Source organism: Streptomyces sp. NPDC051987 (assembly GCF_040680735.1).
GTDB lineage: Bacteria > Actinomycetota > Actinomycetes > Streptomycetales > Streptomycetaceae > Streptomyces.
Window position 1 is genome coordinate 67,266 of the sequence record NZ_JBFAXI010000034.1, and the last position, 25,790, is coordinate 93,055.

Annotated in this window: 15 protein-coding genes, 1 tRNA gene and 1 rRNA gene; 4 read left to right on the plus strand and 13 right to left on the minus strand. The window is 71.3% G+C overall.

The annotated features are described in order from the left end of the window. Nucleotides 1-24: 24 nt before the first annotated feature. The 3 genes from AB0M11_RS20145 to AB0M11_RS20155 all read left to right on the plus strand — a co-directional run bounded on the left by AB0M11_RS20145 (nt 25) and on the right by AB0M11_RS20155 (nt 6,780). Nucleotides 25-5,010, plus strand: coding sequence for an ATP-dependent helicase (locus AB0M11_RS20145; protein ID WP_365707240.1), 4,986 nt, complete (start codon nt 25-27; stop codon nt 5,008-5,010). 130 nt (nt 5,011-5,140) lie between these two features. After that, the gene (locus AB0M11_RS20150) at nt 5,141-5,983 is read left to right on the plus strand and encodes a DNA-formamidopyrimidine glycosylase family protein (protein WP_365707242.1); all 843 of its coding nucleotides are present in this window, start codon (nt 5,141-5,143) and stop codon (nt 5,981-5,983) included. A 32-nt stretch (nt 5,984-6,015) separates the two neighbouring features. Further along, on the plus strand, nt 6,016-6,780 hold the full coding sequence (locus AB0M11_RS20155; protein WP_365707244.1) for an SDR family NAD(P)-dependent oxidoreductase: 765 nt from the start codon (nt 6,016-6,018) through the stop codon (nt 6,778-6,780). Here AB0M11_RS20155 and AB0M11_RS20160 read toward each other — a convergent pair. The 10 genes from AB0M11_RS20160 to AB0M11_RS20205 all read right to left on the minus strand — a co-directional run bounded on the left by AB0M11_RS20160 (nt 6,728) and on the right by AB0M11_RS20205 (nt 21,536). Beyond that, nucleotides 6,728-7,006: a hypothetical protein gene (locus AB0M11_RS20160; protein ID WP_365707246.1), complete on the minus strand. Its 279-nt coding sequence runs from the start codon at nt 7,004-7,006 to the stop codon at nt 6,728-6,730. The two genes, AB0M11_RS20155 and AB0M11_RS20160, sit on opposite strands and share 53 nt — an antisense overlap. Before the next feature lie 101 nt (nt 7,007-7,107). Next, nucleotides 7,108-7,578 (minus strand): DNA starvation/stationary phase protection protein, encoded by a 471-nt coding sequence (locus tag AB0M11_RS20165; protein WP_365707248.1) that lies wholly within the window; start codon nt 7,576-7,578, stop codon nt 7,108-7,110. Between the two features lie 205 nt (nt 7,579-7,783). Beyond that, the gene (locus tag AB0M11_RS20170) at nt 7,784-8,158 is read right to left on the minus strand and encodes a helix-turn-helix transcriptional regulator (RefSeq protein WP_132894382.1); all 375 of its coding nucleotides are present in this window, start codon (nt 8,156-8,158) and stop codon (nt 7,784-7,786) included. 109 nt (nt 8,159-8,267) lie between these two features. After that, nucleotides 8,268-8,813 carry a CinA family protein gene (locus AB0M11_RS20175; protein WP_365707250.1) on the minus strand — a complete coding sequence of 182 codons (546 nt, stop codon included), beginning with the start codon at nt 8,811-8,813 and terminating at the stop codon, nt 8,268-8,270. Beyond that, a complete protein-coding gene (pgsA, locus tag AB0M11_RS20180) occupies nt 8,810-9,565 on the minus strand; it encodes a CDP-diacylglycerol--glycerol-3-phosphate 3-phosphatidyltransferase (protein WP_365707252.1) in 756 nt (251 codons plus the stop codon). Before pgsA ends, AB0M11_RS20175 begins: the two co-directional genes overlap by 4 nt. Continuing rightward, on the minus strand, nt 9,562-11,034 hold the full coding sequence (gene rimO, locus AB0M11_RS20185) for a 30S ribosomal protein S12 methylthiotransferase RimO (RefSeq protein WP_365707254.1): 1,473 nt from the start codon (nt 11,032-11,034) through the stop codon (nt 9,562-9,564). Before rimO ends, pgsA begins: the two co-directional genes overlap by 4 nt. Nucleotides 11,035-11,126: 92 nt before the next feature. Further along, nucleotides 11,127-11,969, minus strand: a complete 843-nt coding sequence (locus tag AB0M11_RS20190) for a RodZ domain-containing protein (RefSeq protein WP_365707256.1) — start codon at nt 11,967-11,969, stop codon at nt 11,127-11,129. 277 nt (nt 11,970-12,246) lie between these two features. Then, nucleotides 12,247-14,997: a DNA translocase FtsK gene (locus AB0M11_RS20195; protein ID WP_365707258.1), complete on the minus strand. Its 2,751-nt coding sequence runs from the start codon at nt 14,995-14,997 to the stop codon at nt 12,247-12,249. Between the two features lie 124 nt (nt 14,998-15,121). Next, on the minus strand, nt 15,122-15,802 hold the full coding sequence (locus AB0M11_RS20200) for a response regulator (protein ID WP_365707260.1): 681 nt from the start codon (nt 15,800-15,802) through the stop codon (nt 15,122-15,124). A 274-nt stretch (nt 15,803-16,076) separates the two neighbouring features. Continuing rightward, nucleotides 16,077-21,536, minus strand: coding sequence for a HAMP domain-containing protein (locus AB0M11_RS20205; RefSeq protein ID WP_365707262.1), 5,460 nt, complete (start codon nt 21,534-21,536; stop codon nt 16,077-16,079). 398 nt (nt 21,537-21,934) lie between these two features. On the opposite strand from AB0M11_RS20205, the gene AB0M11_RS20210 reads away from it, so the two are divergent. Continuing rightward, nucleotides 21,935-24,688, plus strand: coding sequence for a SpoIIE family protein phosphatase (locus AB0M11_RS20210; protein ID WP_365707264.1), 2,754 nt, complete (start codon nt 21,935-21,937; stop codon nt 24,686-24,688). A gap of 84 nt (nt 24,689-24,772) precedes the next feature. On the opposite strand, the gene AB0M11_RS20215 is transcribed toward AB0M11_RS20210, so the two are convergent. The 3 genes from AB0M11_RS20215 to rrf form a co-directional block, all read right to left on the minus strand. Continuing rightward, a tRNA-Thr gene (locus AB0M11_RS20215) sits at nt 24,773-24,845 on the minus strand. A 76-nt stretch (nt 24,846-24,921) separates the two neighbouring features. Then, the gene (locus tag AB0M11_RS20220; RefSeq protein WP_365707274.1) at nt 24,922-25,584 is read right to left on the minus strand and encodes a DegT/DnrJ/EryC1/StrS family aminotransferase; all 663 of its coding nucleotides are present in this window, start codon (nt 25,582-25,584) and stop codon (nt 24,922-24,924) included. A gap of 113 nt (nt 25,585-25,697) precedes the next feature. After that, nucleotides 25,698-25,790 (minus strand): 5S ribosomal RNA (rrf, locus tag AB0M11_RS20225); the annotation flags it as partial.

Below are 25,790 nucleotides of genomic sequence, written 5' to 3' on the forward strand. Positions count from 1 at the left end.
AGTGGCCGGGTGCAGGATGGACGCATGGCGAAATCCGCGCACCGGGCCCTCGACGGCTTCTCCCCCGCGACCCGCGGCTGGTTCACGGGGGCGTTCTCCGCGCCCACCGCGGCCCAGGCGGGCGCGTGGCAGGCCATCGGCGCGGGCTCGGACGTGCTGGTGGTCGCCCCGACCGGCTCCGGCAAGACGCTGGCCGCCTTCCTCGCCGCCCTGGACCAGCTGGCCTCCACCCCGCCCCCGGCCGACCCGAAGAAGCGCTGCCGGGTGCTGTACGTGTCACCGCTCAAGGCCCTCGCGGTCGACGTCGAGCGGAACCTGCGCAGCCCGCTGACCGGCATCCGCCAGGAGTCCGTGCGCCTCGGACTGCCCGAGCCGGAGGTGAAGGTCGGCATCCGCTCCGGTGACACCCCGGCCGCCGAGCGCCGCGCCCTGTCCACCCGGCCGCCGGACATCCTGATCACCACCCCGGAGTCGCTGTTCCTGATGCTGACGTCGGCCACGCGCGACGCGCTGACCGGCATCGAGACGGTCATCCTGGACGAGGTGCACGCGGTCGCCGGCACCAAGCGCGGCGCACACCTCGCGCTCTCCCTGGAGCGGCTGGACGAACTGCTGCCGAAGCCGGCCCGCCGCATCGGCCTGTCGGCAACCGTCCGCCCGGTCGACGAGGTGGCCCGCTACCTCTCGCCGCGCCGCAAGGTGGAGATCGTCCAGCCGAAGTCCGGCAAGGAGTTCGACCTCTCCGTCGTCGTGCCGGTGGAGGACATGGGAGAGCTGGGCGGCTCCCCGGCCACCGACGGCGCCGAGGGCGCGGAGAAGCCGTCGATCTGGCCGCACGTGGAGGAGCGGATCGCCGACCTGGTGCAGGCGCACCGCTCGACGATCGTCTTCGTGAACTCGCGCCGGCTGGCGGAGCGGCTGTGCAACCGGCTCAACGAGATCGCCTACGAGCGGGCGACCGGCGAGCCGCTGGACGAACACCACTCCCCGGCCGAGCTGATGGGCGGCTCGGGCGCGGCGCAGGGTGCCCCGCCCGTCCTGGCCCGTGCGCACCACGGCTCGGTCTCCAAGGAGCAGCGCGCCCTGGTCGAGGAGGACCTGAAGGCCGGCCGGCTGCCCGCCGTGGTGGCCACCTCCAGTCTCGAACTGGGCATCGACATGGGCGCGGTGGACCTGGTCGTCCAGGTCGAGTCCCCGCCGTCGGTGGCCTCCGGTCTGCAGCGCGTGGGCCGCGCGGGGCACCAGGTGGGCGCGGTCTCCACCGGCGTGGTCTTCCCCAAGTACCGGGGCGACCTGGTCCAGGCGGCCGTGGTCACCGAGCGGATGCGCACCGGCTCCATCGAGTCCCTGAAGGTCCCGGCCAACCCGCTGGACGTACTGGCCCAGCAGCTGGTCGCGATGACGTCGCTGGACACCTGGCAGGTCGACGACCTGCTGGCCACCGTCCGCCGCGCGGCTCCTTTCGCCTCGCTCCCGGAGTCGGCGTTCACCGCGGTCCTGGACATGCTGGCGGGCCGCTACCCGTCGGACGCGTTCGCGGAGCTGCGCCCGCGGGTGGTCTGGGACCGGGTCGCGGGGACGGTCACCGGCCGGCCCGGCGCGCAGCGGCTCGCGGTCACCTCCGGCGGCACCATTCCCGACCGCGGTCTCTTCGGTGTCTTCCTGGCCGGTGCCGACCCCAAGAAGGGTGGCGGCCGGGTCGGCGAGCTGGACGAGGAGATGGTGTACGAGTCCCGGGTGGGTGACGTCTTCACCCTGGGCACCAGTTCCTGGCGCATCGAGGACATCACCCGCGACCGCGTGCTCGTCTCCCCCGCCCCGGGCGTTCCGGGCCGCCTGCCCTTCTGGAAAGGTGACCAGCTGGGCCGCCCGCTCGAACTGGGCCGCGCGGTCGGCGCGTTCCTGCGCGAGGTCGGCTCGCTTCGCAAGGACGACGCCCGGCTGCGCCTCCTCACGGCGGGCCTGGACGCCTGGGCGGCGGACAACGTGCTGTCGTACCTGGACGAACAGCGCGAGGCCTGCGGCCATGTCCCCGACGACCGCACGATCGTGGTCGAGCGCTTCCGCGACGAGCTGGGCGACTGGCGGGTCGTCGTCCACTCCCCCTTCGGCGCCCAGGTCCACGCTCCCTGGGCGCTCGCCCTCGGAGCCCGGCTGTCCGAGCGGTACGGCATGGACGCCCAGGTCATGCATGCCGACGACGGCATCGTGCTGCGGCTGCCGGACGCCGACCTGATGGGCCTGGACCTGCTCGACCAGGCCCCCATGAAGGCCGGTACGGAGTACGACGCCGAACAGGCCCCCGTGGGCGCGGCGGACGTCTCCTTCGACAAGGGCGAGGTCGACCAGATCGTCACCGACCAGGTCGGCGGCTCGGCCCTGTTCGCCTCCCGGTTCCGTGAGTGCGCCGCACGCGCTCTCCTGCTGCCGCGCCGCAACCCCGGCAAGCGCACCCCGCTGTGGCAGCAGCGCCAGCGCGCCGCCCAACTGCTCCAGGTGGCCAGCGAGTTTGGTTCGTTCCCGATCGTCCTGGAGGCCGTCCGCGAGTGCCTCCAGGACGTCTTCGACGTCCCCGGGCTCGTGGAGCTGATGGGTGACCTCGAATCCCGCAGGGTCCGCCTGGTCGAGGTCACCACCCCGGAGCCGTCCCCGTTCGCGCGCTCCCTGCTCTTCGGTTACGTCGCCCAGTTCCTGTACGAGGGTGACTCCCCGCTCGCCGAGCGCCGCGCGGCCGCGCTCTCCCTGGACTCCAGGCTGCTGGCCGAACTGCTGGGCCAGGCGGAGCTGCGGGAGTTGCTCGACGCGGAGGTGCTGACCGAACTGGAGCGCGAGCTCCAGTGGCTGGCCGAGGACCGCCGGATCAAGGACCCGGAGGGCGTGGCCGACGTGCTGCGGCTGCTCGGGCCGCTCACGGACGCCGAGTTGGCGGAGCGGGGCGCCCAGCCGCAGTGGGCGGCGGAGCTGGCGAGGGCCCGCAGGGCCATCAAGGTGCGGATCGGCGGCGGCGAGCACTGGGCGGCGATCGAGGACGCGGGCCGGCTGCGCGACGCCCTCGGCACGGCGCTGCCCGTCGGTGTCCCCGAGGCCTTCATGGAGCCGGTGAAGGATCCGCTCGGCGATCTCCTCGCACGGTACGCGCGCACCCACGGCCCGTTCACGTCGACCGCTGCGGCCGCCCGCTTCGGGCTCGGGGTGGCGGTCACGGAGGGGGCGTTGCAGCGGCTCGCCGCGAGCGGGCGGGTCGTGCAGGGCGAGTTCCATCCGGCGGGGATCGGCCAGGAGTGGTGCGACGCGGCGGTGCTGCGCAGGCTGCGCCGCCGTTCCCTGGCCGCGCTCCGGCACGAACTGGAGCCGGTGGCACCCGCGGCGCTCGCCCAGTTCCTGCCGCAGTGGCAGCACATCGGAAAGGGGCACGGGCTGCGCGGCGTCGACGGACTGGTGCGCGTCGTCGAGCAGTTGCAGGGCTCGTCCGTGCCGGCCTCCGCCCTCGAGAAGCTGGTGCTGCCGTCCCGGGTGGCGAACTACTCGCCCGCGATGCTCGACGAACTCACCGCGGCCGGTGAGATCGTGTGGGCCGGCGCAGGCGCCCTGCCCGGCAAGGACGGCTGGGTCTCGCTCTACCTGGCGGACGCGGCCCCCGTGCTCCTCCCGCCGCCGCACCCGCTGGAGCTGACCGCGCTCCACCAGTCCGTCCTGGACGCCCTCTCCGGCGGCTACGGCCTGTTCTTCCGCCAGATCGCCGACCAGGTGCGCGCCACCACCCACCCGGACGCCACCGATCCCCAACTGGCCGACGCCGTCTGGGACCTGGCCTGGTCGGGGCGGCTCACCAACGACACGCTGGCCCCGATGCGCTCCCTGCTGGGCTCGGGCCGCACCGCGGGCTCCACCGCGCACCGCGCCAAACGTGCCGTCCCGCGCGGCCGTTACGGCTCCCTGACAGCCGCGGCCCGGCCCGCCTCCCGTACCGGCCCGCCGACCGTGGCCGGGCGCTGGTCTCTGCTGCCGCAGCGCGAGCCGGACACCACCGTGCGCGCCCACGCCCTGGCCCGTACCCTCCTCGACCGGCACGGTGTGGTGACCCGCGGCGCGGTCGCGGCGGAGGGCGTGGAGGGCGGCTTCTCTGCGGTCTACCGGATCCTGTCAGCGTTCGAGGAGAGCGGTCAGGCGCGCCGGGGGTACGTCGTGGAGGGCCTGGGGGCGGCCCAGTTCGCGATGGACGGCGCGGTCGACCGGCTGCGCGCGGTGTCCAACGCCCGTGAGCGGGGCGAGAGCCTGCCGGGCACCGGCTTCGACGGCCCCGGCGCCACCAGAACCGCGTTCACCGGCCCGAACGGCGGCCACGGCGCTCCGGCCGCCGACCCGCTCGCCCCCCTCGGCCCGTTCGATGCGGCCGGCTTCGCCGATCCGGACGGCGACTTCACGTGGCCGCCCGAGCCGCCCACCGCTCCCGGCGACTACGTCTCCCCGAAGGACCTCGCCCCCACCGACCCCTTCGCCGCCCCCGGCTACGGCGGCCCCCGGGGCGGCGGTACCGCGCACCCGCACGGCACAAGCCCGTACGGCTCGAACCCCTACGCCTACGGCAGCCACCACACCCGCCCTCCCGCCGCCCCCGATTCCAGAGCCGTGGTCCTCGCCGCCGCCGACCCGGCCAACGCCTACGGCGCCGCGCTCGGCTGGCCCGAGCCGCCGACCGGCGCCGGGCACAAGCCGGGCCGGAAGGCGGGCTCGCTGGTGGTCCTGGTCGAGGGCGAGCTGAGCCTCTACATGGAGCGCGGCGGCAAGACCCTGCTGGCCTGGCCCTCCGCCCCGGACGCGGACGCGACCGGCGACGCCCGGCTCCGCACGGCCGCGGAGGCCCTGGCGGCGGCCGCCCGCGCGGGCTCACTCGGTACGGTCACGGTGGAGCGCGTCAACGGCGCTTCGGCCCTGACCTCTCCCCTCGGCACCCTCCTGGAGGCAGCAGGCTTCATCGCGACCCCGCGCGGCCTGCGGATCCGGGCGTGAACGACCTGGGAACCGCATGGCAGCCGCCCGCCGACAAGCCCGCCCGCACCCCGCACCCCGCCCAGCGTCCGCCGCCGCCCCCACGCGCCCTCCCCGACCCGTCCGGCCGCTCCCGTGCCACCCTTGAGCCATGCCCGAAGGTGACACGGTCTGGCAGGCAGCGAGGCGCCTGCACGACGCGCTCGCCGGCCAGGTGCTGACCGGCAGCGACTTCCGGGTGCCGAAGTACGCCACGGTCGACCTCAGCGGCCGTACGGTCCTCGGCACCACCCCGCGCGGCAAGCATCTGCTCACCCGTTTCGAGGGTGGCCTGACCCTGCACACGCATCTGCGGATGGAAGGGTCGTGGAGGGTCTACGCCGCCGGTGAGCGCTGGCGAGGCGGTCCCGCACACCAGATCCGGGCGATCCTCTCCACCGCCGACCGCGCGGCCGTGGGCTACCGCCTCCAGGTCCTGGAGCTGCTGCGCACCGGCGAGGAGGAGCGCGCCGTGGGCCACCTCGGTCCCGACCTGCTGGGCCCGGACTGGAATCCCGACCGCGCCCTCGCCAACGTCCTCGCGGACCCGGCCCGCCCCCTCGGCGAGGCTCTGCTCGACCAGCGCAACCTCGCCGGGATCGGCAACATCTACAAGAGCGAGCTCTGCTTCCTGCTCGGCGCGACCCCCTGGCTCCCGGTCGGCGCGCTCCCCGCCGACCGCGCCGCGCTCCTCCCCGGCCTCGCCCAGCGCCTCCTGGAGGCCAACCGCGACCGCGCGGTGCGCCGCACCACCGGCCTGCGTGACCACGACCTGTTCGTCTACGGCCGCGCTCCCCGCCCCTGCCTGCGCTGCCGCACCCCCATCCGCCTCGCCGACCAGGGCGACGGCTCCCGCGAACGCCCCACCTACTGGTGCCCCACCTGCCAGACCGGTCCGGCCCCCGCCCCGGGTGCCCGGCATCCTCGGAGGGCCCGCCCCCGCACGACCAATTGACGACCCGTCAGAAACGCTCGTACCGTCCCCTCATGCCCCTCACGGCGTACGACCTCACCGGACGCACCGCATTCGTCACCGGCGCCGCCGGCGGCATCGGCAGGGCGACGGCCGTGCTGCTCGCGGAGGCGGGCGCGACCGTGCACTGCGCGGACCGGGACCCGGACGGCCTGCACGGGACGGCGAGCCTGATCAAGGACCGGGGTGGCACGGCGCACACCCACACCCTCGACGTCACCGACCGGGCGCGGCTCGGACAGGCCGTGCGGTCCTGCGAGCGGCTGGACGTCATGGCGGCGATCGCCGGGATCATGCACCGCAGTCCGGTCCTGGAGACCAGGGACGAGGACCTCGACCGGGTGCTGGGCGTCAATTTCAAGGGCGTGCTGTACGCCTGCCAGGAGGCGGCGCGGCTGATGCTGGCCGGCGGACGCGGCGGCAGCATCATCACCATGGCCTCCGGCGCGATCGACACCGGCGGTCCCGGCCTCCTCTGCTACGGCGCGGCCAAGGCGGCAGTGGTCCAGCTGACCAGGACGCTCGCCAACGAGGTGGGCCGCCAGAGCATACGCGTGAACGCGGTCGCCCCGGGCTGGACGCGCACCCCCATGACCGACCGCCACGACAGCGCGGAGCAGCAACGGACAGAGGACCGGATGGCGCGGATGTCACCTCTGGGCCGGGTGGGTGAGGCGGAGGACGTCGCGCACGCCGTGCTGTATCTGGCGTCCGACGCCTCCTCGTTCACGACGGGCCAGATCCTGCGCCCGAACGGAGGGGTGGCGATGCCCTGGTAGCGTCCCGCGCCCGCCAGGCCGTCCGCCAGCGGGCCGGCCCCAGGGCTCCCGCCGCCCGGGACCTCGGCACGCAGTTCACCGGCAGCAGGCTCAGCCCCCAGCCGCCGGCCGCCACGGTTCCTTCCAGCGCCCCGGCGCCGCCGGTGTACACGATCCGCAGCACGGCCCACCACCACAGCGCCGCCAGCCCCAGCGCGACCCCCCAGCGCACTATCCGCCCCACCATGGCCGTCACCTCCAGCCGGACGCTAGAACGCCGCCCGGCGCATCGGGGAGGCGCACCGAGGGCTCACCGATGCAACGGCCGTGGACCGGCATCGGCCTCTGCTACGCGTTCTCCGCCTGGAACATCCAGTGGTGCTTCTCCAGATCCGCCGTGATCCCGATGAAGATGTCCTGGGAGACCGGGTCCGGCTCAGCGGTCGCCGCGACCCGCTCCCGCATCCGGGTGATGACCGCGCCCAGGGCGTCCACCAGGGCCGCCACCGCGTCCGTGTCCTTGACCCAGCCCCCGGGTACCGACCCGACGCCGCTGCCCGCGGCCACAGTGGCCGCGCGGCCGTCCGGTGAGACGCCCAGCGCCGAGGCACGCTCGGCGACCGTGTCGGAGTGCGCTCGGGCGGTGTCCACGACCTCGTCGAGCTGAAGGTGGACGGTGCGGAAGCGGGGTCCGACCACGTTCCAGTGGATCTGCTTGGCCGCCAGTGCCAGGTCGACCAGGTCGACGAGGGCACCCTGCAGCGCCTCGGCCACGGTCTTCAGGTCCGCGTCGGACAGCGGGCTCTTCACGACGTACATGTGCTCTCTCCGGTCGTTCGCCCCCTGTCACGTCCTCCCACCATGACGGGCCCCCCGGGCACCGGCAAATGGACGCACGCCTGTCGCGGGCACGCGAAAGCCCCGGCCGTACCTCTCCCGGTCTTCCCGGGAGGGCCCCGGCCGGGGCCTCGCACACTTCTTCGGCGCCAGGTCGGCGCCGCGTCGGTCTACGTCCGCGCAGACGTCACGCGGCGACCACGTCCACCGCCTCGGCGGGCGCCTTGATGGTCACCCGTTCCGGTGGCACACCGGTCACCGAGACGGTACCCAGCATCGGGCGCACCGGCGTGGGCACGGACTCGGTTGCCTGGGCGGACTGGGCCAGCTCGGCAAGGGCGAGCTCGTCGCTCACTTCCCGCATGAGCTCGGACATCCGTACGTCCAACGCGTCGCAGATGGCGGAGAGCAGCTCGGAGGAAGCCTCCTTCTGCCCCCGCTCCACCTCGGAGAGATAGCCGAGTGAGACTCGGGCGGACGAGGAGACTTCGCGCAGAGTACGGCCCTGGCGCTGGCGCTGCCGACGCAGCACGTCACCCAGCAGGCGACGGAGCAGAATCATCGGTGGCTCCCTCCTCGGACCGCGTAGCCGCATCCTTCACGCCCCACCGTACCGCCTTGCGCCGCGGCCGTGCGGGGAGCGATGTCGTGTTCACTCAGGGCTGCAAACATCAAAACCCCCCGTTCTGTTCCGTATCCTGTGTCCGCTCATTCCCGGTGTGTTCGCCCGCAAGCTCCCTCAGGAGCAGTGCGAGTACGCTCCGTACACTCTCTCTACGAATTTCCGCGCGGTCGCCGTTCAACCGCAGGGCCTCCACTTTTCCGCCAGCGGCGGAACCGGATCCAGGACCGAACGGCCCGTCGACCGCCACGAAGACCGTCCCGACCGCCTGGCCGTCCTGCGGGTCCGGACCGGCGACGCCGGTGGTCGCGAGACCCCAGTCGGCGCCCAGCGCCCTGCGCACGCCGGCGGCCATCTGGGCCGCGACCTGCGGATCCACCGCTCCGCGCTGGGCCAGCAAGGTGGCGTCGACACCCAGCAGCTCGTGCTTCAACTCGGTGGCGTACGCGGTGACCGAGCCCCGGAACACCTTGGACGCTCCCGGGACCGCGGTGACCTCCGCGGCGACCAGGCCGCCGGTCAGCGACTCGGCGACAGCCAGGGTCCATCCCCTCACTGTCAGTAGTCGCACCAGTTCGGCGGCCGTGGAATTCACGCTTCCGTCTTCTCCGACGCTGCCGCGCGCTCGGCGATGCCGCGCCGCCGCAGCACAATGGCCTGTCTCACATAGTCGAGGCCCGTGGCGACCGTCAGGACGACGGCCACCGCCATCACCCAGAACCTCAGGGTCGCCAGCCACCCCGTCAGCGCCAGTACGTACATCCCCACGGCGATGCCCTGGGTGAGGGTCTTGAGCTTGCCGCCGCGGCTGGCCGGGATCACGCCGTAGCGGATGACCACGAACCGCATCAGCGTGATGCCGAGTTCCCGGGCGAGGATCACGATCGTCACCCACCAGGGCAGATCGCCCAGCCCGGACAGACAGATCAGCGCCGCCCCCATGATCGCCTTGTCGGCGATGGGGTCGGCGATCTTCCCGAAGTCCGTGACCAGGTTGTAGGTGCGCGCCAGATGCCCGTCGAACAGGTCGGTGATCATGGCGATGGCGAAGGCCGCCCAGGCCAGCGAGCGCCAGGCCGGGTCGTAACCCCCGTCGGCCAGCATCAGGGCGACGAAGCCGGGCACCAGGACCAGCCTGAGCATGGTCAGCAGATTGGCGACGTTCCACAGGCTGGCCTGATTGACGGCGGCAGCGGCGATCTTTCCGCCCCGTGCGGGCCGCTGGTCGTCGTGGGCACCGGAACCGGGGGGACCGGAACCCGGGGCGCCACCGGAGGGGGCGGCGGAGCCCGTGGCGCCGGGCGCGCCGGAGGAGCCGCCCGCGGCGGACGCCGGCACTCCGGTCATCTGCCCGCCTCCTCACCGGACCCGTGCGAGCCGTGCAGGGGCTCGGCCACCAGGTCGACACCTTCCGTACCGACCACCTTCGCCTCGACCATACGGCCGACACGCAGTTCCGCGCCGCCGGTGAGCAGCACCTGTCCGTCCGTCTCGGGCGCCTGGTGGGCCGCCCGGCCGTGGACGCCGTCCTCGGCGTCCACGGACTCCACGAGGACGTGCACGGTCTCCCCGAGGCGTTCCTCGGCCCGCTGCGAGACGAGTTCCTCGGCGAGCCGGGAGATGTACGCGAGACGGTCGGCGACGACCTCCTCGGCGAGCTTGTTGTCGTAGGTCGCCGCCTCGGTGCCCTCCTCGTCGGAGTAACCGAAGACGCCGATGGCGTCGAGCCGCGCGCCGTTCAGGAAGCGCTCCAGCTCACCGAGGTCGGACTCGGACTCGCCGGGGAAGCCGACGATGAAGTTGGAGCGGACGCCGGCCTGCGGGGCCTTGGACCGGATGGTGTCGAGCAGCTCCAGGAAGCGGTCGGTGTCACCGAAGCGGCGCATGGCGCGCAGCACGCCCGGGGCGGAGTGCTGGAAGGACAGGTCGAAGTACGGGGCGACCTTCGGGGTGGAGGTCAGTACGTCGATCAGGCCGGGGCGCATCTCGGCGGGCTGGAGGTAGCTGACGCGCACCCGCTCGATGCCGTCGACCTCGGCGAGCTCCGGCAGCAGGGACTCCAGGAGGCGGATGTCGCCGAGGTCCTTGCCGTAGGAGGTGTTGTTCTCGGAGACCAGCATGATCTCCTTGACGCCCTGCTCGGCCAGCCAGCGGGTCTCGTTCAGCACGTCGCTGGGCCGGCGGGAGATGAAGGAGCCGCGGAAGGACGGGATGGCGCAGAAGGTGCAGCGCCGGTCGCAGCCGGAGGCGAGCTTGACCGAGGCGACCGGGGAGCCGTCCAGCCGGCGGCGCAGGGGCGCGCGCGGGCCGGAGGCGGGCGCGACGCCCTCCGGGAGGTCGGCGGGGCCGTGCCCGGGGAGCGCCACCGCCGCGGCCGAGTCCTGCCGCTGGGCCGGGCTGATGGGCAGCAGCTTGCGCCGGTCGCGCGGGGTGTGCGAGGCGTGGATGCCGCCGTTGAGGATGGTCTGCAGTCGGTCGGAGATGTCGGCGTAGTCGTCGAAGCCGAGCACGCCGTCCGCCTCGGGCAGCGCCTCGGCGAGCTCCTTGCCGTACCGCTCGGCCATGCAGCCGACCGCCACGACGGCCTGGGTTCTGCCGTGGCCCTTGAGATCGTTGGCCTCAAGGAGGGCGTCGACCGAGTCCTTCTTGGCGGCCTCGACGAATCCACAGGTGTTGACGACGGCGACGTCGGCGTCAGAAGCGTCCTCGACGAGCTGCCAGCCGTCCGCCTCCAAACGGCCTGCGAGCTCCTCCGAGTCCACCTCGTTACGGGCGCAGCCGAGAGTGACTAGTGCGACGGTACGGCGTTCAGGCATGGGCTCAAGACTACTTTGTCTCACTGACGGCCCACGTCGAAGGGGCTGGCCGATCTTGGCCAACCCCTTGAATGCGCGCCGAATCCGAACGATTATCCGACTTCCGGGTCGCCCTTGGTGTACGTCAGACGCTCCACCGCGCCGGGCCGGAACTGGTCCTCGATCTTCTTGCCGTTGACGTAGAGCTGGATCGCTCCGGCGTCGCCGAGGATCAGGTTGATCTTGGTGCTGTCCTGGAAGGTCTTGGAGTCGCCCTTCTTCAGGAGCCCGTCGAAGAGCATCCGGCCGTTGTGGTCCTTGGCCGAGATCCAGCTGCGTCCGCCCACCGCGCTGACCTGGACGGTGACCTTGTCCTGGGGCGCGGCGGCGATCGCGCTGTCGGAGGGCTCGGGGGTCTTGCCGGTCCTGCTCTCCTTCGGGGTCGGCGAGACCGGCTTACTGGTCGTCGGGGCGGGGCCCTCGGCGACCGACTGCTTGGCGTCGTCGCCGTTGCCGCCCTTGAAGGCGGTGAAGCCGACGAAACCGACCACGACGACGATCGCGGCGACCATGGCCGCCGTCCAGTTGGGTCCGCGCCGCTCGGGGCGGATACGTTCCGCCTCGAACAGCGGTGCTGCGGGCGTCGGCGCGGGCCGCCCACCACCGTGCTCCGCCGCGAACTGCGCGAGCAGCGGCTCGGGATCGAGGCCGACGGCCTTGGCCAGGGTCCGGATGTGCCCGCGGGCGTAGACGTCACCGCCGCAGGGGGCGAAGTTGTCGGCCTCGATGGCGTGCACGATGGCGATGCGGACCCGGGTCCTCCCGCTGACGTCGTCGACGGTCAGCCCGGCGGCGATGCGGGCCTGTTTGAGGGCTCGGCCTACGGAGGGGCGGTTTTCCTCGGACACGTCTGGGAACGGACGCTCGTCTTCAGGGAAGTTGCTGCCGATGGACACGGGGGCGCCTTTCGAGCGTATAGCCACCTGTGCTGGAGGTTCAGTCTATGGGGGGTGCGAAAGGGTGAAGCAACCGGGCGGTACGACTTTGTACGCCATCGGTATGGCCCGACATCCCGATGACGGGTCAGGTGTGCGCCCAAGCATGGGGTGCACACCTTTCCTCTCGCTCAACTTGACGTACGTCAAAGGGAAACGGTTGCCCGACGGTCCCTAACGGGTGGATCACGACAACGACTCCACCCGGACCACAGGCCTCCGCAGCCCTGACAGACTCCTACCCCTCCGACTCCCCACGGATCACAGCAAGCACCCCGTCCAGCTCATCAGGTTTCACCAGAACGTCGCGCGCCTTGGACCCCTCGCTCGGTCCGACCACCCCGCGCGACTCCATCAGGTCCATGAGCCGGCCGGCCTTGGCGAAGCCGACCCGCAGCTTGCGCTGGAGCATGGAGGTGGAGCCGAACTGGGTGGAGACGACCAGCTCGGCCGCCTGGCAGAGCAGGTCGAGGTCGTCGCCGATGTCCTCGTCGATCTCCTTCTTCTGCTTGGAGCCCACGGTGACGTCGTCCCGGAAGACGGGCGCCATCTGGTCCTTGCAGTGCTGGACGACGGCGGCGACCTCCTCCTCGGTGACGAACGCGCCCTGCATGCGGGTCGGCTTGTTCGCCCCCATCGGCAGGAAGAGACCGTCACCCTTGCCGATCAGTTTCTCGGCGCCCGGCTGGTCGAGGATGACCCGGCTGTCGGCGAGCGAGGAGGTGGCGAAGGCGAGCCGGGAGGGCACGTTCGCCTTGATGAGACCGGTCACCACGTCGACCGAGGGACGCTGGGTGGCGAGCACCAGGTGGATGCCGGCCGCCCGCGCGAGCTGCGTGATACGGACGATCGCGTCCTCGACGTCGCGCGGGGCGACCATCATCAGGTCCGCGAGCTCGTCGACGATCACCAGCAGGTACGGGTACGGCTGCAGCTCCCGCTCGCTGCCCTCGGGCAGCTTCACCTTGCCCTCGCGGATCGCCCGGTTGAAGTCGTCGATGTGCCGGAACCCGAACGCGGCCAGGTCGTCGTAGCGCAGGTCCATCTCGCGCACGACCCACTGGAGCGCCTCGGCGGCCCGCTTGGGGTTGGTGATGATCGGCGTGATCAGGTGCGGGATGCCCTCGTAGGCGGTCAGCTCGACGCGCTTGGGGTCGACCAGGACCATCCGCACGTCCTCGGGGGTCGCCCGCATCATGACCGAGGTGATCAGGCAGTTGATGCAGGACGACTTGCCGGAGCCGGTGGCGCCGGCGACCAGCATGTGCGGCATCTTCGCCAGCGAGTGCATGACGTAGCCGCCCTCGACGTCCTTGCCGAAGGCGACCAGCATCGGGTCGTCGTCCTCGGCGGACTCGGCTAGCCGCAGCACGTCTCCCAGATTGACCATCTCACGGTCGGTGTTGGGGATCTCGATGCCCACCGCGGACTTGCCGGGGATCGGGCTGATGATCCGCACGTCCGGGCTGGCGACGGCGTACGCGATGTTCTTGGTGAGGGCGGTGATCCGCTCGACCTTCACGGCGGGGCCGAGCTCGACCTCGTAGCGGGTGACCGTCGGCCCGCGGGTGAAGCCGGTGACGGCCGCGTCGACCTTGAACTCCGAGAAGACGTTGGTGAGCGAGGCGACCACCCGGTCGTTGGCCTCGCTGCGCGCCTTGCCCGGTCCGCCGCGGGTGAGGAGGTCGAGCGAGGGCAGCGAGTAGGTGATGTCGCCGGAGAGCTGGAGCTGCTCGGCGCGCGGGGGCAGCTCGCGGGGCTCCGCGGGCGCCGGCTTGGTCAGGTCGGCGACGACCGGCTCGACCTTGAGCTTCTCCTGCTTGGGCCGCGCGGCCGGGACCGCACCGGGTGCCGGTGCCGGCGCGGGCACGGGTGTGGGCGTGGTCTCCTCGCGGTCGCCGACGCTGACGCCCTGGGTGAGGTCGGCGACGAGCGGGGAGGGCGGCATGCCGTGCAGGACGGCGCCGTCGAGCGCGGCCGCGGCGGCCGCCGCGACGTCCACGGCGTCCATCTGGCGGCCCAGTTCGGGCTGCGGCACGGCGGAGCGCCGCGGGCGGCCCCGACGCTTGGCCAGGGCGTCCTGCTCGGCACTCTCGGGGTCGTAGTTCTGCGGGGCGCCGGAGCGCCTGCGGGGGCGCGCGGGCAGCGCCTCGCGCCACTGCTCCTCATAGCGCTCGTCGTCCCCGCCGTACTCCGGGTACTCCTCCGGCTCGGGATCGTGCAGCAGCCCGAGGCGCACGCCGAGTGCCCGCAGCCGCTGCGGGATGGCGTTCACCGGGGTCGCGGTGACGACGAGCAGCCCGAAGACCGTGAGCAGCACCAGCAGCGGTACGGCGAGGACCTCGGTCATGGTGTACGTCAGCGGGGTGGCCGCCGCCCAGCCGATGAGGCCGCCGGCGTCCCTTATGCCCTGCATGCCGTCGCTGCGGGCGGGCGAGCCGCACGCGATGTGGACCTGGCCGAGCACGCCGACGACCAGGGCGGACAGGCCGATCACGATCCGCCCGTTGGCGTCCTGCTGCTCGGGATGGCGCATGAACCGCACGGCGATCACCGCGAGCAGTATCGGCACCAGCAGGTCGAGGCGGCCGAAGGCGCCGGTGACCAGGATCTCGACCAGGTCGCCGACGGGACCGCGCAGGTCGGCCCAGGTGCCCGCGGCGACGATCAGGGCCGTGCCGAGCAGCAGGAGCGCGATGCCGTCCTTGCGGTGCGCGGGGTCCAGGTTCCTGGCTCCCTGTCCTATGCCGCGGAAGACGGCGCCGACGGCGTGCGCGACGCCCAGCCAGAGGGCGCGCACCAGCCGGTAGACGCCCCCGGTGGGACTGGGCGCCGGCCTGGGCGGCGGCGCGGACTTCTTCGCCGCGGTCCTCTTGGCGGGCGCCTTCTTGGCCGGGGCGTTCTTCGCGGCGGCCTTCTTCGCCGGAGCCTTCGAGGCAGCGGCCTTCTTCGCGGGCTGCTTCTTGGCTGCCGAGGGACGTGAGGCCATGGGTGTGAGGTTACCGGGGGATGCCACAGGGGACACGTGTGCCCACGGCTTCACCCGTTCGTGTCGCCCCTCGCAGGGCACGGAACTGACGCACGCTCATGGGCAACTGCGTCCGCGAGCGCGGTCAGTTCTGCGACGGGAGCGACGGCGCGGAGCCGCCCGTGCCCGGTTCGAGGGCGTCGAGCGCCCGGCGCAGGCCGGTGAGTTTGCGCTCCAGGTGGGCCGCCGTGGCCACCGCCGCGGCGTCCGCGGACTCGTCGTCCAGCTGCTTGGACAGCGCCTCGGCCTGCTCCTCGACGGCCGCGAGCCGCGCGGACAGCTCGGCGAGCAGCCCCGCGGACTCCTTGCCGGCGACCGCGCCCTTGCCGCCGCCCTCCAGTTGCAGCCGCAACAGCGCCGCCTGCTCGCGCAGCTGGCAGTTCTTCATGTACAGCTCGACGAACACCGAGACCTTGGCGCGCAGCACCCACGGGTCGAAGGGCTTGGAGATGTAGTCGACCGCGCCCGCGGCGTAGCCCCGGAAGGTGTGGTGGGGGCCGTGGTTGATGGCGGTGAGGAAGATGATCGGGATGTCCCGGGTCCGCTCCCGCCGCTTGATGTGCGCCGCGGTCTCGAATCCGTCCATGCCCGGCATCTGGACGTCCAGCAGAATGACCGCGAAGTCGTCCGTGAGCAGTGCCTTGAGCGCTTCCTCCCCGGACGATGCCCGCACCAGTGTCTGATCGAGCGCGGAGAGGATGGCCTCCAGCGCCAGCAGATTCTCCGGCCGGTCATCGACCAGGAGGATCTTGGCCTTCTGCACCATGGCCCGCCCTCCTCGCCCCGGATGTGCACCGGGCGCCGCCCCAGGGGACGACTCCCTTTCGCCGCCCGTCCTTGTGCCGGTCATGGTAGCCGCACCCCGCCTGTCGCCACACCCTGTCACCGCGATGTCACTGTGCACGTAGCAGAAACGCAGCCTGAGACCAGAAGGTTCCCCCGATACCGCACTTCTACACGGGATCCGCCACCCTGAGTCAGCAACTCCCCGTGCTCACGGAAGGTTCCCGCAACGTTCACATCACCCTTGACCGATCCGGTCACTCCCCGCGCATCCACTGCTCCATCACCGCCAGAAGATGATCGGGGTCGACCGGCTTGGTGACGTAGTCGGAGGCGCCCGACTCGATGGCCTTCTCCCGGTCGCCCTTCATCGCCTTCGCGGTGAGCGCGATGATGGGCAGCCCGGCGAACTGCGGCATCCGGCGGATCGCGTTGGTCGTCGCATAGCCGTCCATCTCGGGCATCATGATGTCCATCAGAACGACCGCGACGTCGTCATGCTGTTCCAGGACCTCGATGCCCTCCCGGCCGTTCTCGGCGTAGAGCACTGACAGGCCGTGCTGTTCCAGGACGCTGGTGAGCGCGAAGACGTTGCGGATGTCGTCGTCGACGATCAGCACCTTCTCCCCGCCGAACCGCACGCCCCGGCGCGGCTGCGCCGACGCCACCTCCTGCTCGGCCGGCACCGGCCACGCCTCGGCCACCGGGGCCCCCCGGCGCCGGCGCCGGAAGAGCGCCGCCGCGCCGTTCTGCGTCTCCTGGTACGACTTCACCTCGGCCGGCGTCTCGATCTCCACCCCGGACAACTCCGAGCCGTGGTTCTGCGAGGCCACCAGGTCCCCGGCCTCCAACTGCGGCACGGCCTGCTGGTAGCCCTGCGGCGGCAGCTCACTGGGATGCAGCGGCAGGTAGAGCGTGAACGTGGAGCCGCGGCCCGGCTCGCTCTGTGCGTAGATCTCACCGCCGAGCAGCTGCGCGATCTCCCGCGAGATCGACAGGCCGAGGCCGGTACCTCCGTACTTGCGGCTGGTCGTGCCGTCGGCCTGCTTGAACGCCTCGAAGATCACCCGCATCTTGCTGGCCGCGATGCCGATACCGGTGTCGGTCACCGAGAACGCGATCAGCGGCGCGTCCGGGTCGCTGAGCGAACCGGCCTCCAGGAGCTGCTCCCTGATCCCCACCGGCACAGCGCCGCCGGCCGGCCGGATGACCAGCTCCACCGAGCCCGAGTCGGTGAACTTCACCGCGTTGGACAGCAGGTTGCGCAGCACCTGCAGGAGCCTCTGCTCGTCGGTGTGCAGGGTGGCCGGCAGCTCCGGGGAGACCCGCACGGACAGGTCGAGGCCCTTCTCCGCGGTCAGCGGCCGGAAGGTCGCCTCCACGTAGTCCACCAGCTGGACGAGCGCGATACGCGTCGGGGAGACGTCCATCTTGCCCGCCTCGACCTTGGACAGGTCCAGGATGTCGTTGATCAGCTGGAGCAGGTCGGAGCCGGCCCCGTGGATGGTCTCGGCGAACTCCACCTGCTTCGGGGAGAGGTTGCCCTCGGCGTTGTCGGCGAGCAGCTTGGCCAGGATCAGCAGCGAGTTGAGCGGGGTGCGCAGCTCGTGCGACATGTTGGCCAGGAACTCGCTCTTGTAGCGCATGGAGACGGCGAGTTGCTCGGCGCGCTCCTCCAGGACCTGCCGGGCCTCCTCGATCTCGGTGTTCTTCACCTCGATGTCCCGGTTCTGCTGGGCCAGCAGCTCGGCCTTCTCCTCCAGTTCGGCGTTGGACGCCTGGAGGGCCTTCTGCCGGTTCTCCAGCTCGGCCGACCGCTCCTGCAGCTGCTCGGTCAGCTCCTGCGACTGCTTCAGCAGCACCTCGGTCTTGGTGTTGACGGAGATGGTGTTGACACTGGTCGCGATCATCTCGGCGATCTGGTTCAGGAAGTCCTTCTGGATCTGCGTGAACGGCGTGAACGACGCCAGCTCGATCACGCCGAGCACCTGGCCCTCGAACAGCACCGGAAGCACGATCACCTGCGCCGGCGGGGCCTCACCCAGCCCGGAGGAGATCTTCAGGTAGCCGGTGGGCGCCTTCTCCACCAGGATCGTGCGCTTCTCCTGGGCGGCCGTGCCGATCAGCGCCTCACCGGGCCGGAACGACGTCGGCATGGAGCCCATCGAGTAGCCGTACGAGCCGAGCATGCGCAGTTCGTACGCGTCCTCGTCCTCGGCGTTCGTGTCCTTGCCGTCCACCAGGGGCATCGCGAGGAAGAACGCGCCGTGCTGCGCGGTCACCACCGGGGTCAGTTCGCTCATGATCAGGGAGGCCACGTCCGCCAGGTCGCGCCGGCCCTGCATCAGCGCGGAGATCCGGGCCAGGTTGCCCTTCAGCCAGTCCTGCTCCTGGTTGGCGACCGTGGTGTCCCGCAGGTTGGCGATCATCTTGTTGATGTAGTCCTGGAGTTCCTGGATCTCGCCGGACGCGTCCACGTCGATCTTCAGGTTCAGGTCGCCGCGGGTCACCGCGGTCGCCACGCGCGCGATGGCACGCACCTGCCGGGTCAGGTTCCCGGCCATCTCGTTCACCGACTCGGTCAGGTCCCGCCAGGTGCCGTCGACGTCACGCACGCGCGCCTGGCCGCCCAGCTGCCCCTCGGTGCCCACCTCTCGGGCCACCCGGGTGACCTCCTCGGCGAAGCTGGACAGCTGGTCCACCATCGTGTTGATCGTCGTCTTGAGTTCGAGGATCTCACCGCGGGCGTCGATGTCGATCTTCTTGGTCAGGTCACCCTTGGCGATGGCCGTGGTCACCATGGCGATGTTGCGGACCTGGCCGGTCAGGTTGGACGCCATCTGGTTCACCGACTCGGTGAGGTCCTTCCAGGTGCCCGCCACCCCCGGCACGTGCGCCTGCCCGCCCAGGATGCCGTCCGTGCCCACCTCACGGGCCACCTTGGTGACCTGGTCGGCGAACGAACTCAGGGTCTTCACCATCGTGTTGATGGTGTCGGCGAGCTGGGCCACCTCGCCGCTCGCCTCGATGGTGACCTGCCGGGTCAGGTCGCCGTTGGCGACCGCCGCCGAGACCTGGGAGATGTTCCGCACCTGCATGGTCAGGTTGTTGGCCATCTGGTTCACGTTGTTACTGAGGTCCTTCCAGATGCCCGTGACACCCGGAACCCGCGCCTGACCGCCCAGGATGCCCTCGGTACCCACCTCACGGGCCACCCGGGTCACCTGCTCGGCGAAACTCGACAGCTGATCGACCATGGTGTTGACCGTCGTGACGAGTTCGAGGATCTCGCCCTTCGCGTCAACAGTGATCTTCTTCGACAGATCGCCCTTGGCGACCGCCGTCGTCACCTCGGCGATGTTGCGCACCTGGCTGGTCAGGTTGTTCGCCATGAAGTTCACGGACTGGGTGAGGTCCTTCCAGGTGCCCGCGACACCCTGCACCTCGGCCTGGCCGCCGAGGATGCCCTCGGTGCCCACCTCGCGCGCGACGCGCGTGACCTCCTGGGCGAACGACGACAGCTGGTCCACCATCGTGTTCAGGGTGTTCTTCAGCTCCTGGATCTCACCGCGCGCGTCCACGGTGATCTTCTGGGAGAGGTCACCGCGGGCCACCGCCGTGGCGACCTGCGCGATGTTGCGCACCTGGGCCGTCAGGTTGCCGGCCATGCCGTTCACGGAGTCCGTCAGGTCCCGCCACACGCCCGCCACACCGGGCACCTGCGCCTGACCGCCCAGCCGGCCCTCGGTACCCACCTCGCGGGCCACCTTGGTGACCTGGTCGGCGAAGGCGGAGAGCTGGTCCACCATCGTGTTGATCGTGTTCTTCAGTTCGAGGATCTCGCCGCGCGCGTCGACGTCGATCTTCTGGGACAGGTCGCCCCGCGCCACCGCCGTCGTCACCTGGGCGATGTTGCGCACCTGCGAGGTCAGGTTGCCGGCCATCGAGTTGACGGAGTCGGTGAGCTCCTTCCACGTGCCGGAGACGCCGTCCACCCGCGCCTGACCGCCCAGCCGGCCCTCGGTGCCCACGTCCCGCGCCATCCGCGTCACCTGGTCGGCGAAGCTCGACAGCTGGTCCACCATCGTGTTGACGGTGTTCTTCAGCTGGAGCATCTCGCCGGAGACGTCCACGGTGACCTTCTGCGACAGGTCACCGTTGGCCACCGCCGTCGTCACCTGGGCGATGTTGCGCACCTGACCGGTGAGGTTGCGGAACGCGGTGTTGACGGAGTCGGTCAGGTCCTTCCAGGTCCCGGCGGCCCCGGGCACCTGCGCCTGGCCGCCCAGCTCGCCCTCGACACCGATCTCCCGCGCGACCCGGGTGACCTCGGCACCGAACGACGACAGCTGGTCGACCATGCCGTTGACGGTGTTCTTCAGCTCCAGCATCTCGCCGGCCACGTCCACGGTGACCTTCTGCGACAGGTCACCGTTGGCCACCGCCGTCGTCACCGCGGCGATGTCGCGCACCTGGGTGGTCAGGTTCCGGAAGACCGTGTTGACCGAGTCCGTCAGGTCCTTCCAGGTACCCGCCGCGCCCGGCACGTTAGCCTGCCCGCCCAGCCGGCCCTCGCCACCGACCTCGTTGGCCACGCGTGTGACCTCGTCCGCGAAGATCCGCAGCGTCTCGGTCATCTGGTTGATCGTCTCGGCCAGCTGTGCGACCTCACCGCGCGCCGGAACGGTCACCTTGCGTGACAGGTCACCGTTGGCGACCGCGGTGGTCACCTCGGAGATCCCGCGCACCTGGGCCGTCAGGTTGCCGGCCATGGTGTTGACGGAGTCGGTGAGCTCCTTCCACGTCCCCGCCACCCCGGGCACGTGCGCCTGACCGCCCAGGATGCCGTCCGTGCCCACCTCACGGGCGACCCGGGTCACCTCGGAGGAGAACGCCGACAGCTGGTCCACCATCGTGTTGACGGTTTCCTTCAGCTCCAGCATCTCGCCGGCCACCTGCACGGTGACCTTCCGCGACAGATCACCCTTGGCGACCGCCGTCGTCACCAGGGCGATGTCGCGCACCTGTGCCGTCAACCGGTACGCCATCGTGTTCACCGAGTCCGTGAGGTCCCGCCACGAACCCGACATGCCCCGCACGCGTGCCTGACCGCCCAGCTTGCCCTCGGTGCCCACCTCGCTGGCCACCCGCGTGACCTCGTCGGTGAACGTCGACAACTGGTCGACCAGGTTGTTGACGGTCCGGCCGATCTTCAGGAACTCACCGCGCAGCGGATGCCCCGCGGCCCCGTCCGCCGCCGGCGACCGCAGGTCCATCCGCGGTGAGAGATCACCCTCGGCCACCGCCGTCAGAACCCGCCCGACCTCGGAGACGGGACGAACCAGGTCGTCCACGAGCGCGTTGGAGTTGTCGATGGCGGCCGCCCAGGAGCCCTCGCAGGCGCCCGTCTCCAGCCGCTCCGTGAGCTTTCCTTCACGTCCGACGACACGCCGTACCCGCGACAGCTCACCCGTGAGGTGGAGATTCCGGTCGGCCACCTCGTTGAAGACCGCCGCGATCTCCGACATCACGCCGTCCCCGGACACCGTGAGCCGCTTGCGGAAGTTGCCGTCCCGCATCGCCACGAGCGCCATCAGCAACCGGTTCAGGGAAGCCGTGTCCACCGTGGTGGTACCGTCACCGCCCCGCTGCCTGCTCAGGGACGGTCCGCCCTTCGCGCGCGCCTTAGTGCCCCGCGCCGCTGCGCCAGACTCCACTGTGTCCCTCCCGCAGGGGTCGACCGTTACTGCTGTGCCCGGACACCGCCATACTCGGCGTACCGCTTATATCGGCGTACCAGTTACTGCTGCGTATTTCTGCCATACGAGATCCGGCCACACCAAGGGCTGCTGCCCGCCGTACACGGAACGCACTCGGGCCGGCCGGACCTTCTTCAGAAGCTTGCCCAGTGTTTCACCCCGGCCGAACCAGGCCATAACAGTTCGGCAGCTTCGCACATCGTCCGCACACCCTTGGGGCGTAAACACTGGCGACCGGCATCCGCCCGGACGGCGAAGGTAAGTAACCTTGCTTGCGGCTGTCCAGCCGCACCGGTCCGTCCGGCCTGGGCGGTGGCACGAGAACGAGCGGGCATTCGGAGGGGCGGCCGCAGACCATGACCACCGGAGTGATCCCCGGGGGACACAACCCGGAGCCAGGGCCCACGGGCGAGCGCATGCCGCACCAGCGGCAACAGCCCGGCCAGGCGAGCCCGCATGTCGAGACCCGGTCGAGGAGTTCTGTGATCACCGCGCGCGCGGCCGCCAGCTTCGAGCCCGTCGGGCGATCGGTCGCGACCGCCCGGTCCTTCGTCCGCGACACGCTCCAAGGCTGGGGCTTCGCGGACGTCGTCGACGACGCCGTGGTCCTCACCAGCGAACTGGTGACCAACGCGGTGGTGCACGCCGGCACCCACGCCGACGTGCTGTGCCTGCGCACGGAGGACGGCGTGCGCATCGAGGTCGCCGACCGCTACCCGGAACGCGAGGTCCCGCTCCAGGGCTCCGCCGTCACCATGGGCAGCCCCGACCGCGAGGGCGGGCGCGGCCTCCAGCTCTGCGCGGCCCTCGCCGCCCGCTGGGGTGTCGAGTACACGCCCACGCACAAAAATGTCTGGTTCCAGCTCGATCTGCCCGAACGCCCGGTGGGCACCCGCGCGGCCGGCCCCTCCCTCCCCGCCGACCTGCTGCCCCTGGCGGACGGCCGGGTCCGGGTCGCGGTCGTCCAGATCGACCGCAAGGGCTCCATCTCCGCCTGGAACGAGGACGCCGAGGAGATCTTCGGCCACACCGCCGCCGAGGTCACCGGCAAGCCGCTCACCGACCTCGCCGCCTGGCCGCACACCCCCGGCACCGGCACCGGCATCGCCGAGGCCCTCCAGCTCTCCCGCTGGGAGGGCAGCTACGGCATCCGCGGCGCCGACGGCCGGGTGACCCCCGTGTACGCCTCGCACCTGAGGGTCCGTGACACCGGCGGCGAGCCCTCCACGGTCTGTCTCCTCGTCCGCGACCACGAACGGGCCGTCCTGCAGACCCCGTTGCGCGTCCCCGCCTCCGACGCCGGCGGCGCCTCCGACGGCCAGAGCAGCGACCCCTTCGAGGTGTTCATCGGCTCTCCGGCCCCGGACGACCTCGACGGGCTCCTCCAGCGCACGGTCGAACGCGCCCGCGACATGCTGGACGGCGACTCCGCGTTCCTGCTCCTCGCGACCGACGACGAGACCGAGTTGGAGGTCCGTGCCTCCACCGGCCTCCCGTCCGCCCGTCAGCGCTTCGCACGCGTGCCCGTGGAAGCCGGCCCCGGCCGCTACGGCTCGGCCCGCATGCCGGCCGTGCACGACGACCTGGCGGCCGTTCCGGGCGCGGTCCCCCTCCTGGCCGGCACCGGCATGCGCTCGGTCGTCACGGTCCCGCTGAAGGTCGAGGGCCGCCTGACCGGCTCCCTGGGCGTCGCGGCCGAGGCCCCGGGCAGGTACTCCAACGAGGAGGCGCTGCGCCTGCAGTTCGCGGCCGACCGGATCGCCCTGGCCGTCGAGTCGGCCCGCCTGGGCGAGCTGGAACGGCTGCGCCGCGGCTCCCTCAGCTTCCTCGTCGAGGCCTCCGACCTGCTCGCCGGCACCCTGGACCGCGACCAGACCCTCGCCCTGATGGCCCAGATGACGGTCCCGACCCTCGCCACCTGGTGCGCCGTCTACACCATCGCCGACCAGGCCTCCGAGCCGTACCTCTCGTACGTCCTGCACGAGGACGAGGAACTCATCGACGGCATCAAGTCGTTGCTCTCCAAGGTCCCCCCGCCGGACCCGGTGCCCACGCCCGGGGCCCGCGTCTGGACGGTCCCCGGCGAGCACGCCCACCAGGCCGCCCTGCGCAGCTCCATGCGCAGCCTCGGCCTGGCCGGCGGCCCCACCCGACAGGTCTCCTCCGGCATCGGCCCGACGCTCGCCACGGCCTCCGCCGTGGGCGGCGAGACAGTGGTCCTCCCCCTGGTCGCCCGCAACCGCGTCATCGGCATGCTCACTCTCGGCAAACCCACCGACGAACACTTCCGCCAGGAGATCCTGGAACTGGCCGAGGACCTGTCCCGCCGGGCCGCCCTGGCCCTGGACAACGCCCGCCTGTACTCGGAGCGCACGGCCATCAGCCAGGCCCTCCAGCGCAGCCTCCTGCCTCCCGGCACCCCGCACATCGAGGGCATGGAGGTCGAGGTCATCTACCGCGCGGCCGGCGAGGGCAACGAGGTCGGCGGCGACTTCTACGACGTCTTCCCCATCGCTGACAACGCCTACGGCTTCGCCATCGGCGACGTCTGCGGCACGGGCCCCAACGCGGCCGCGGTCACCGGCCTCGCCCGGCACGCGCTGCGCCTGCTCGCGCGGGAGGGCCTCAGTGGCCCGGCCGTCCTGGAGCGCCTCAACTCGGCCATCCTGGACGAGGGAGACCGCAGCCGCTTCCTGACCCTCCTGTACGGCGAGATGCGCCCCCAGGAGGACGGCAGCGCGGAGATGAAGGTGGTCTGCGCAGGTCACCCGCTCCCGCTGCGCCTGCGCCAGGACGGCACGGTCGAGGCCGCCGCCGAACCGCAGCCCCTCCTGGGCGTCATCGAGGACCTCGAACTGTACGAGCAGACGGTCGTCCTCGACCCCGGTGACGTCCTTCTCTGCGTCACGGACGGCGTGACGGAACGCCGGGAGGGCACCCGCATGCTCGGCGACGACGGTCTCGCCGACGTCCTGACCACCTGTACGGGCCTGACGGCGGGCGCGGTCGCCGCACGCATCATGCGGGCGGTGGAGCGCTTCGCGTCGGACGCCCCGTCGGACGACATGGCGATTCTCGCGATGCGGGTCCCGGGCCTCCAGAAGGACTGAGAAGGGCCCAGGGGCCGAGGTGGCCGAGGGAGGAAAGCGGGCATGAAAAAGGCCCCGCCCTTGACGGGCGGGGCCTTTTCACTGAGCCCCCAAACGGAATCGAACCGTTGACCTTCTCCTTACCATGGAGACGCTCTGCCGACTGAGCTATAGGGGCCTGTCGCCTTTTCGAGGTTTCCCCCGCGGCAACGGAATAGATCATACCCCGAACAGACCCGAGTTCCCAAACGCGTTCAGAAGGCAGGCTGGAGCAGTCCGCCGAGGGCATTGCACGCGGAGACGATCCGCTGCATCTCCCGCTTCGTCAGTGAGGCGTCCACGGGCAGCGCCAGCGTCTCGTCCGCGGCGATCTCCGTCGCCGGCAGCGAGACACAGCGCCGGTATTCCGGCAGCCGGTGCACCGGCGTCTTCACCGGCACCCGGCAGTCAACTCCCTTGCCCCGCAGGGCGCGGGCGAAGGCGTCCCGGTCGGGCCGGCCGTTCCCCGGCACCCGCACGACGTACTGCTGGTAGGTGTGCCCGTCTCCGCCGTCCGGCGTCCGCACGCCACGCAGCTTCGCGTCCAGGTAGGAGGCCCGCTGCCGCCGCTGGGCGATCTCGTCGTACGGGGCCTCGGACTCGCCCTGCTCCAGCACCAGCAGACCATGCCGCTGTCCCAGCTCACGCAACCGCCTGATGTCGGCCCAACGGCCGAAGCGGTGGACGACAACCACCGCGGCGGAACGGGCGGTTACGGCCGCTTCCACCTCCGTCACGTCGAGGCAGTAGGTCAGCGGATCTATGTCGGCGAACACCGGAAGCGCACCGGCCAGTGTCACGGCCTCAGCGACCTCGGCGTTCCCGAAGGCCGGCACGATGACCTCGTCGCCGATTCCGACACCGGCGGCCCTGAGCATTGCGGCAGTACCCATGCTGGGATGCTCGGGGCGGAACGTGAACGACACGTTACGCAAACCAAAAAAGGGTTGGACCCTGAACCGAAGTTCCGGGTCCAACCCTTTCAAAAGTTGTTCGGCGGCGTCCTACTCTCCCACAGGGTCCCCCCTGCAGTACCATCGGCGCTGTAAGGCTTAGCTTCCGGGTTCGGAATGTAACCGGGCGT

What these genes read in the sequence shown, in the direction of transcription:
- rimO (WP_365707254.1), bottom strand. Translation starts at nt 11,034, where the DNA reads ATGCCTGAACGCCGTACCGTCGCACTAGTCACTCTCGGCTGCGCCCGT.
- AB0M11_RS20145 (WP_365707240.1), top strand. Translation starts at nt 25, where the DNA reads ATGGCGAAATCCGCGCACCGGGCCCTCGACGGCTTCTCCCCCGCGACC.
- AB0M11_RS20150 (WP_365707242.1), top strand. Translation starts at nt 5,141, where the DNA reads ATGCCCGAAGGTGACACGGTCTGGCAGGCAGCGAGGCGCCTGCACGAC.
- AB0M11_RS20220 (WP_365707274.1), bottom strand. Translation starts at nt 25,584, where the DNA reads ATGCTCAGGGCCGCCGGTGTCGGAATCGGCGACGAGGTCATCGTGCCG.
- AB0M11_RS20155 (WP_365707244.1), top strand. Translation starts at nt 6,016, where the DNA reads ATGCCCCTCACGGCGTACGACCTCACCGGACGCACCGCATTCGTCACC.
- AB0M11_RS20210 (WP_365707264.1), top strand. Translation starts at nt 21,935, where the DNA reads ATGACCACCGGAGTGATCCCCGGGGGACACAACCCGGAGCCAGGGCCC.
- AB0M11_RS20165 (WP_365707248.1), bottom strand. Translation starts at nt 7,578, where the DNA reads ATGTACGTCGTGAAGAGCCCGCTGTCCGACGCGGACCTGAAGACCGTG.
- AB0M11_RS20200 (WP_365707260.1), bottom strand. Translation starts at nt 15,802, where the DNA reads ATGGTGCAGAAGGCCAAGATCCTCCTGGTCGATGACCGGCCGGAGAAT.
- pgsA (WP_365707252.1), bottom strand. Translation starts at nt 9,565, where the DNA reads ATGACCGGAGTGCCGGCGTCCGCCGCGGGCGGCTCCTCCGGCGCGCCC.
- AB0M11_RS20160 (WP_365707246.1), bottom strand. Translation starts at nt 7,006, where the DNA reads ATGGTGGGGCGGATAGTGCGCTGGGGGGTCGCGCTGGGGCTGGCGGCG.
- AB0M11_RS20170 (WP_132894382.1), bottom strand. Translation starts at nt 8,158, where the DNA reads ATGATTCTGCTCCGTCGCCTGCTGGGTGACGTGCTGCGTCGGCAGCGC.
- AB0M11_RS20195 (WP_365707258.1), bottom strand. Translation starts at nt 14,997, where the DNA reads ATGGCCTCACGTCCCTCGGCAGCCAAGAAGCAGCCCGCGAAGAAGGCC.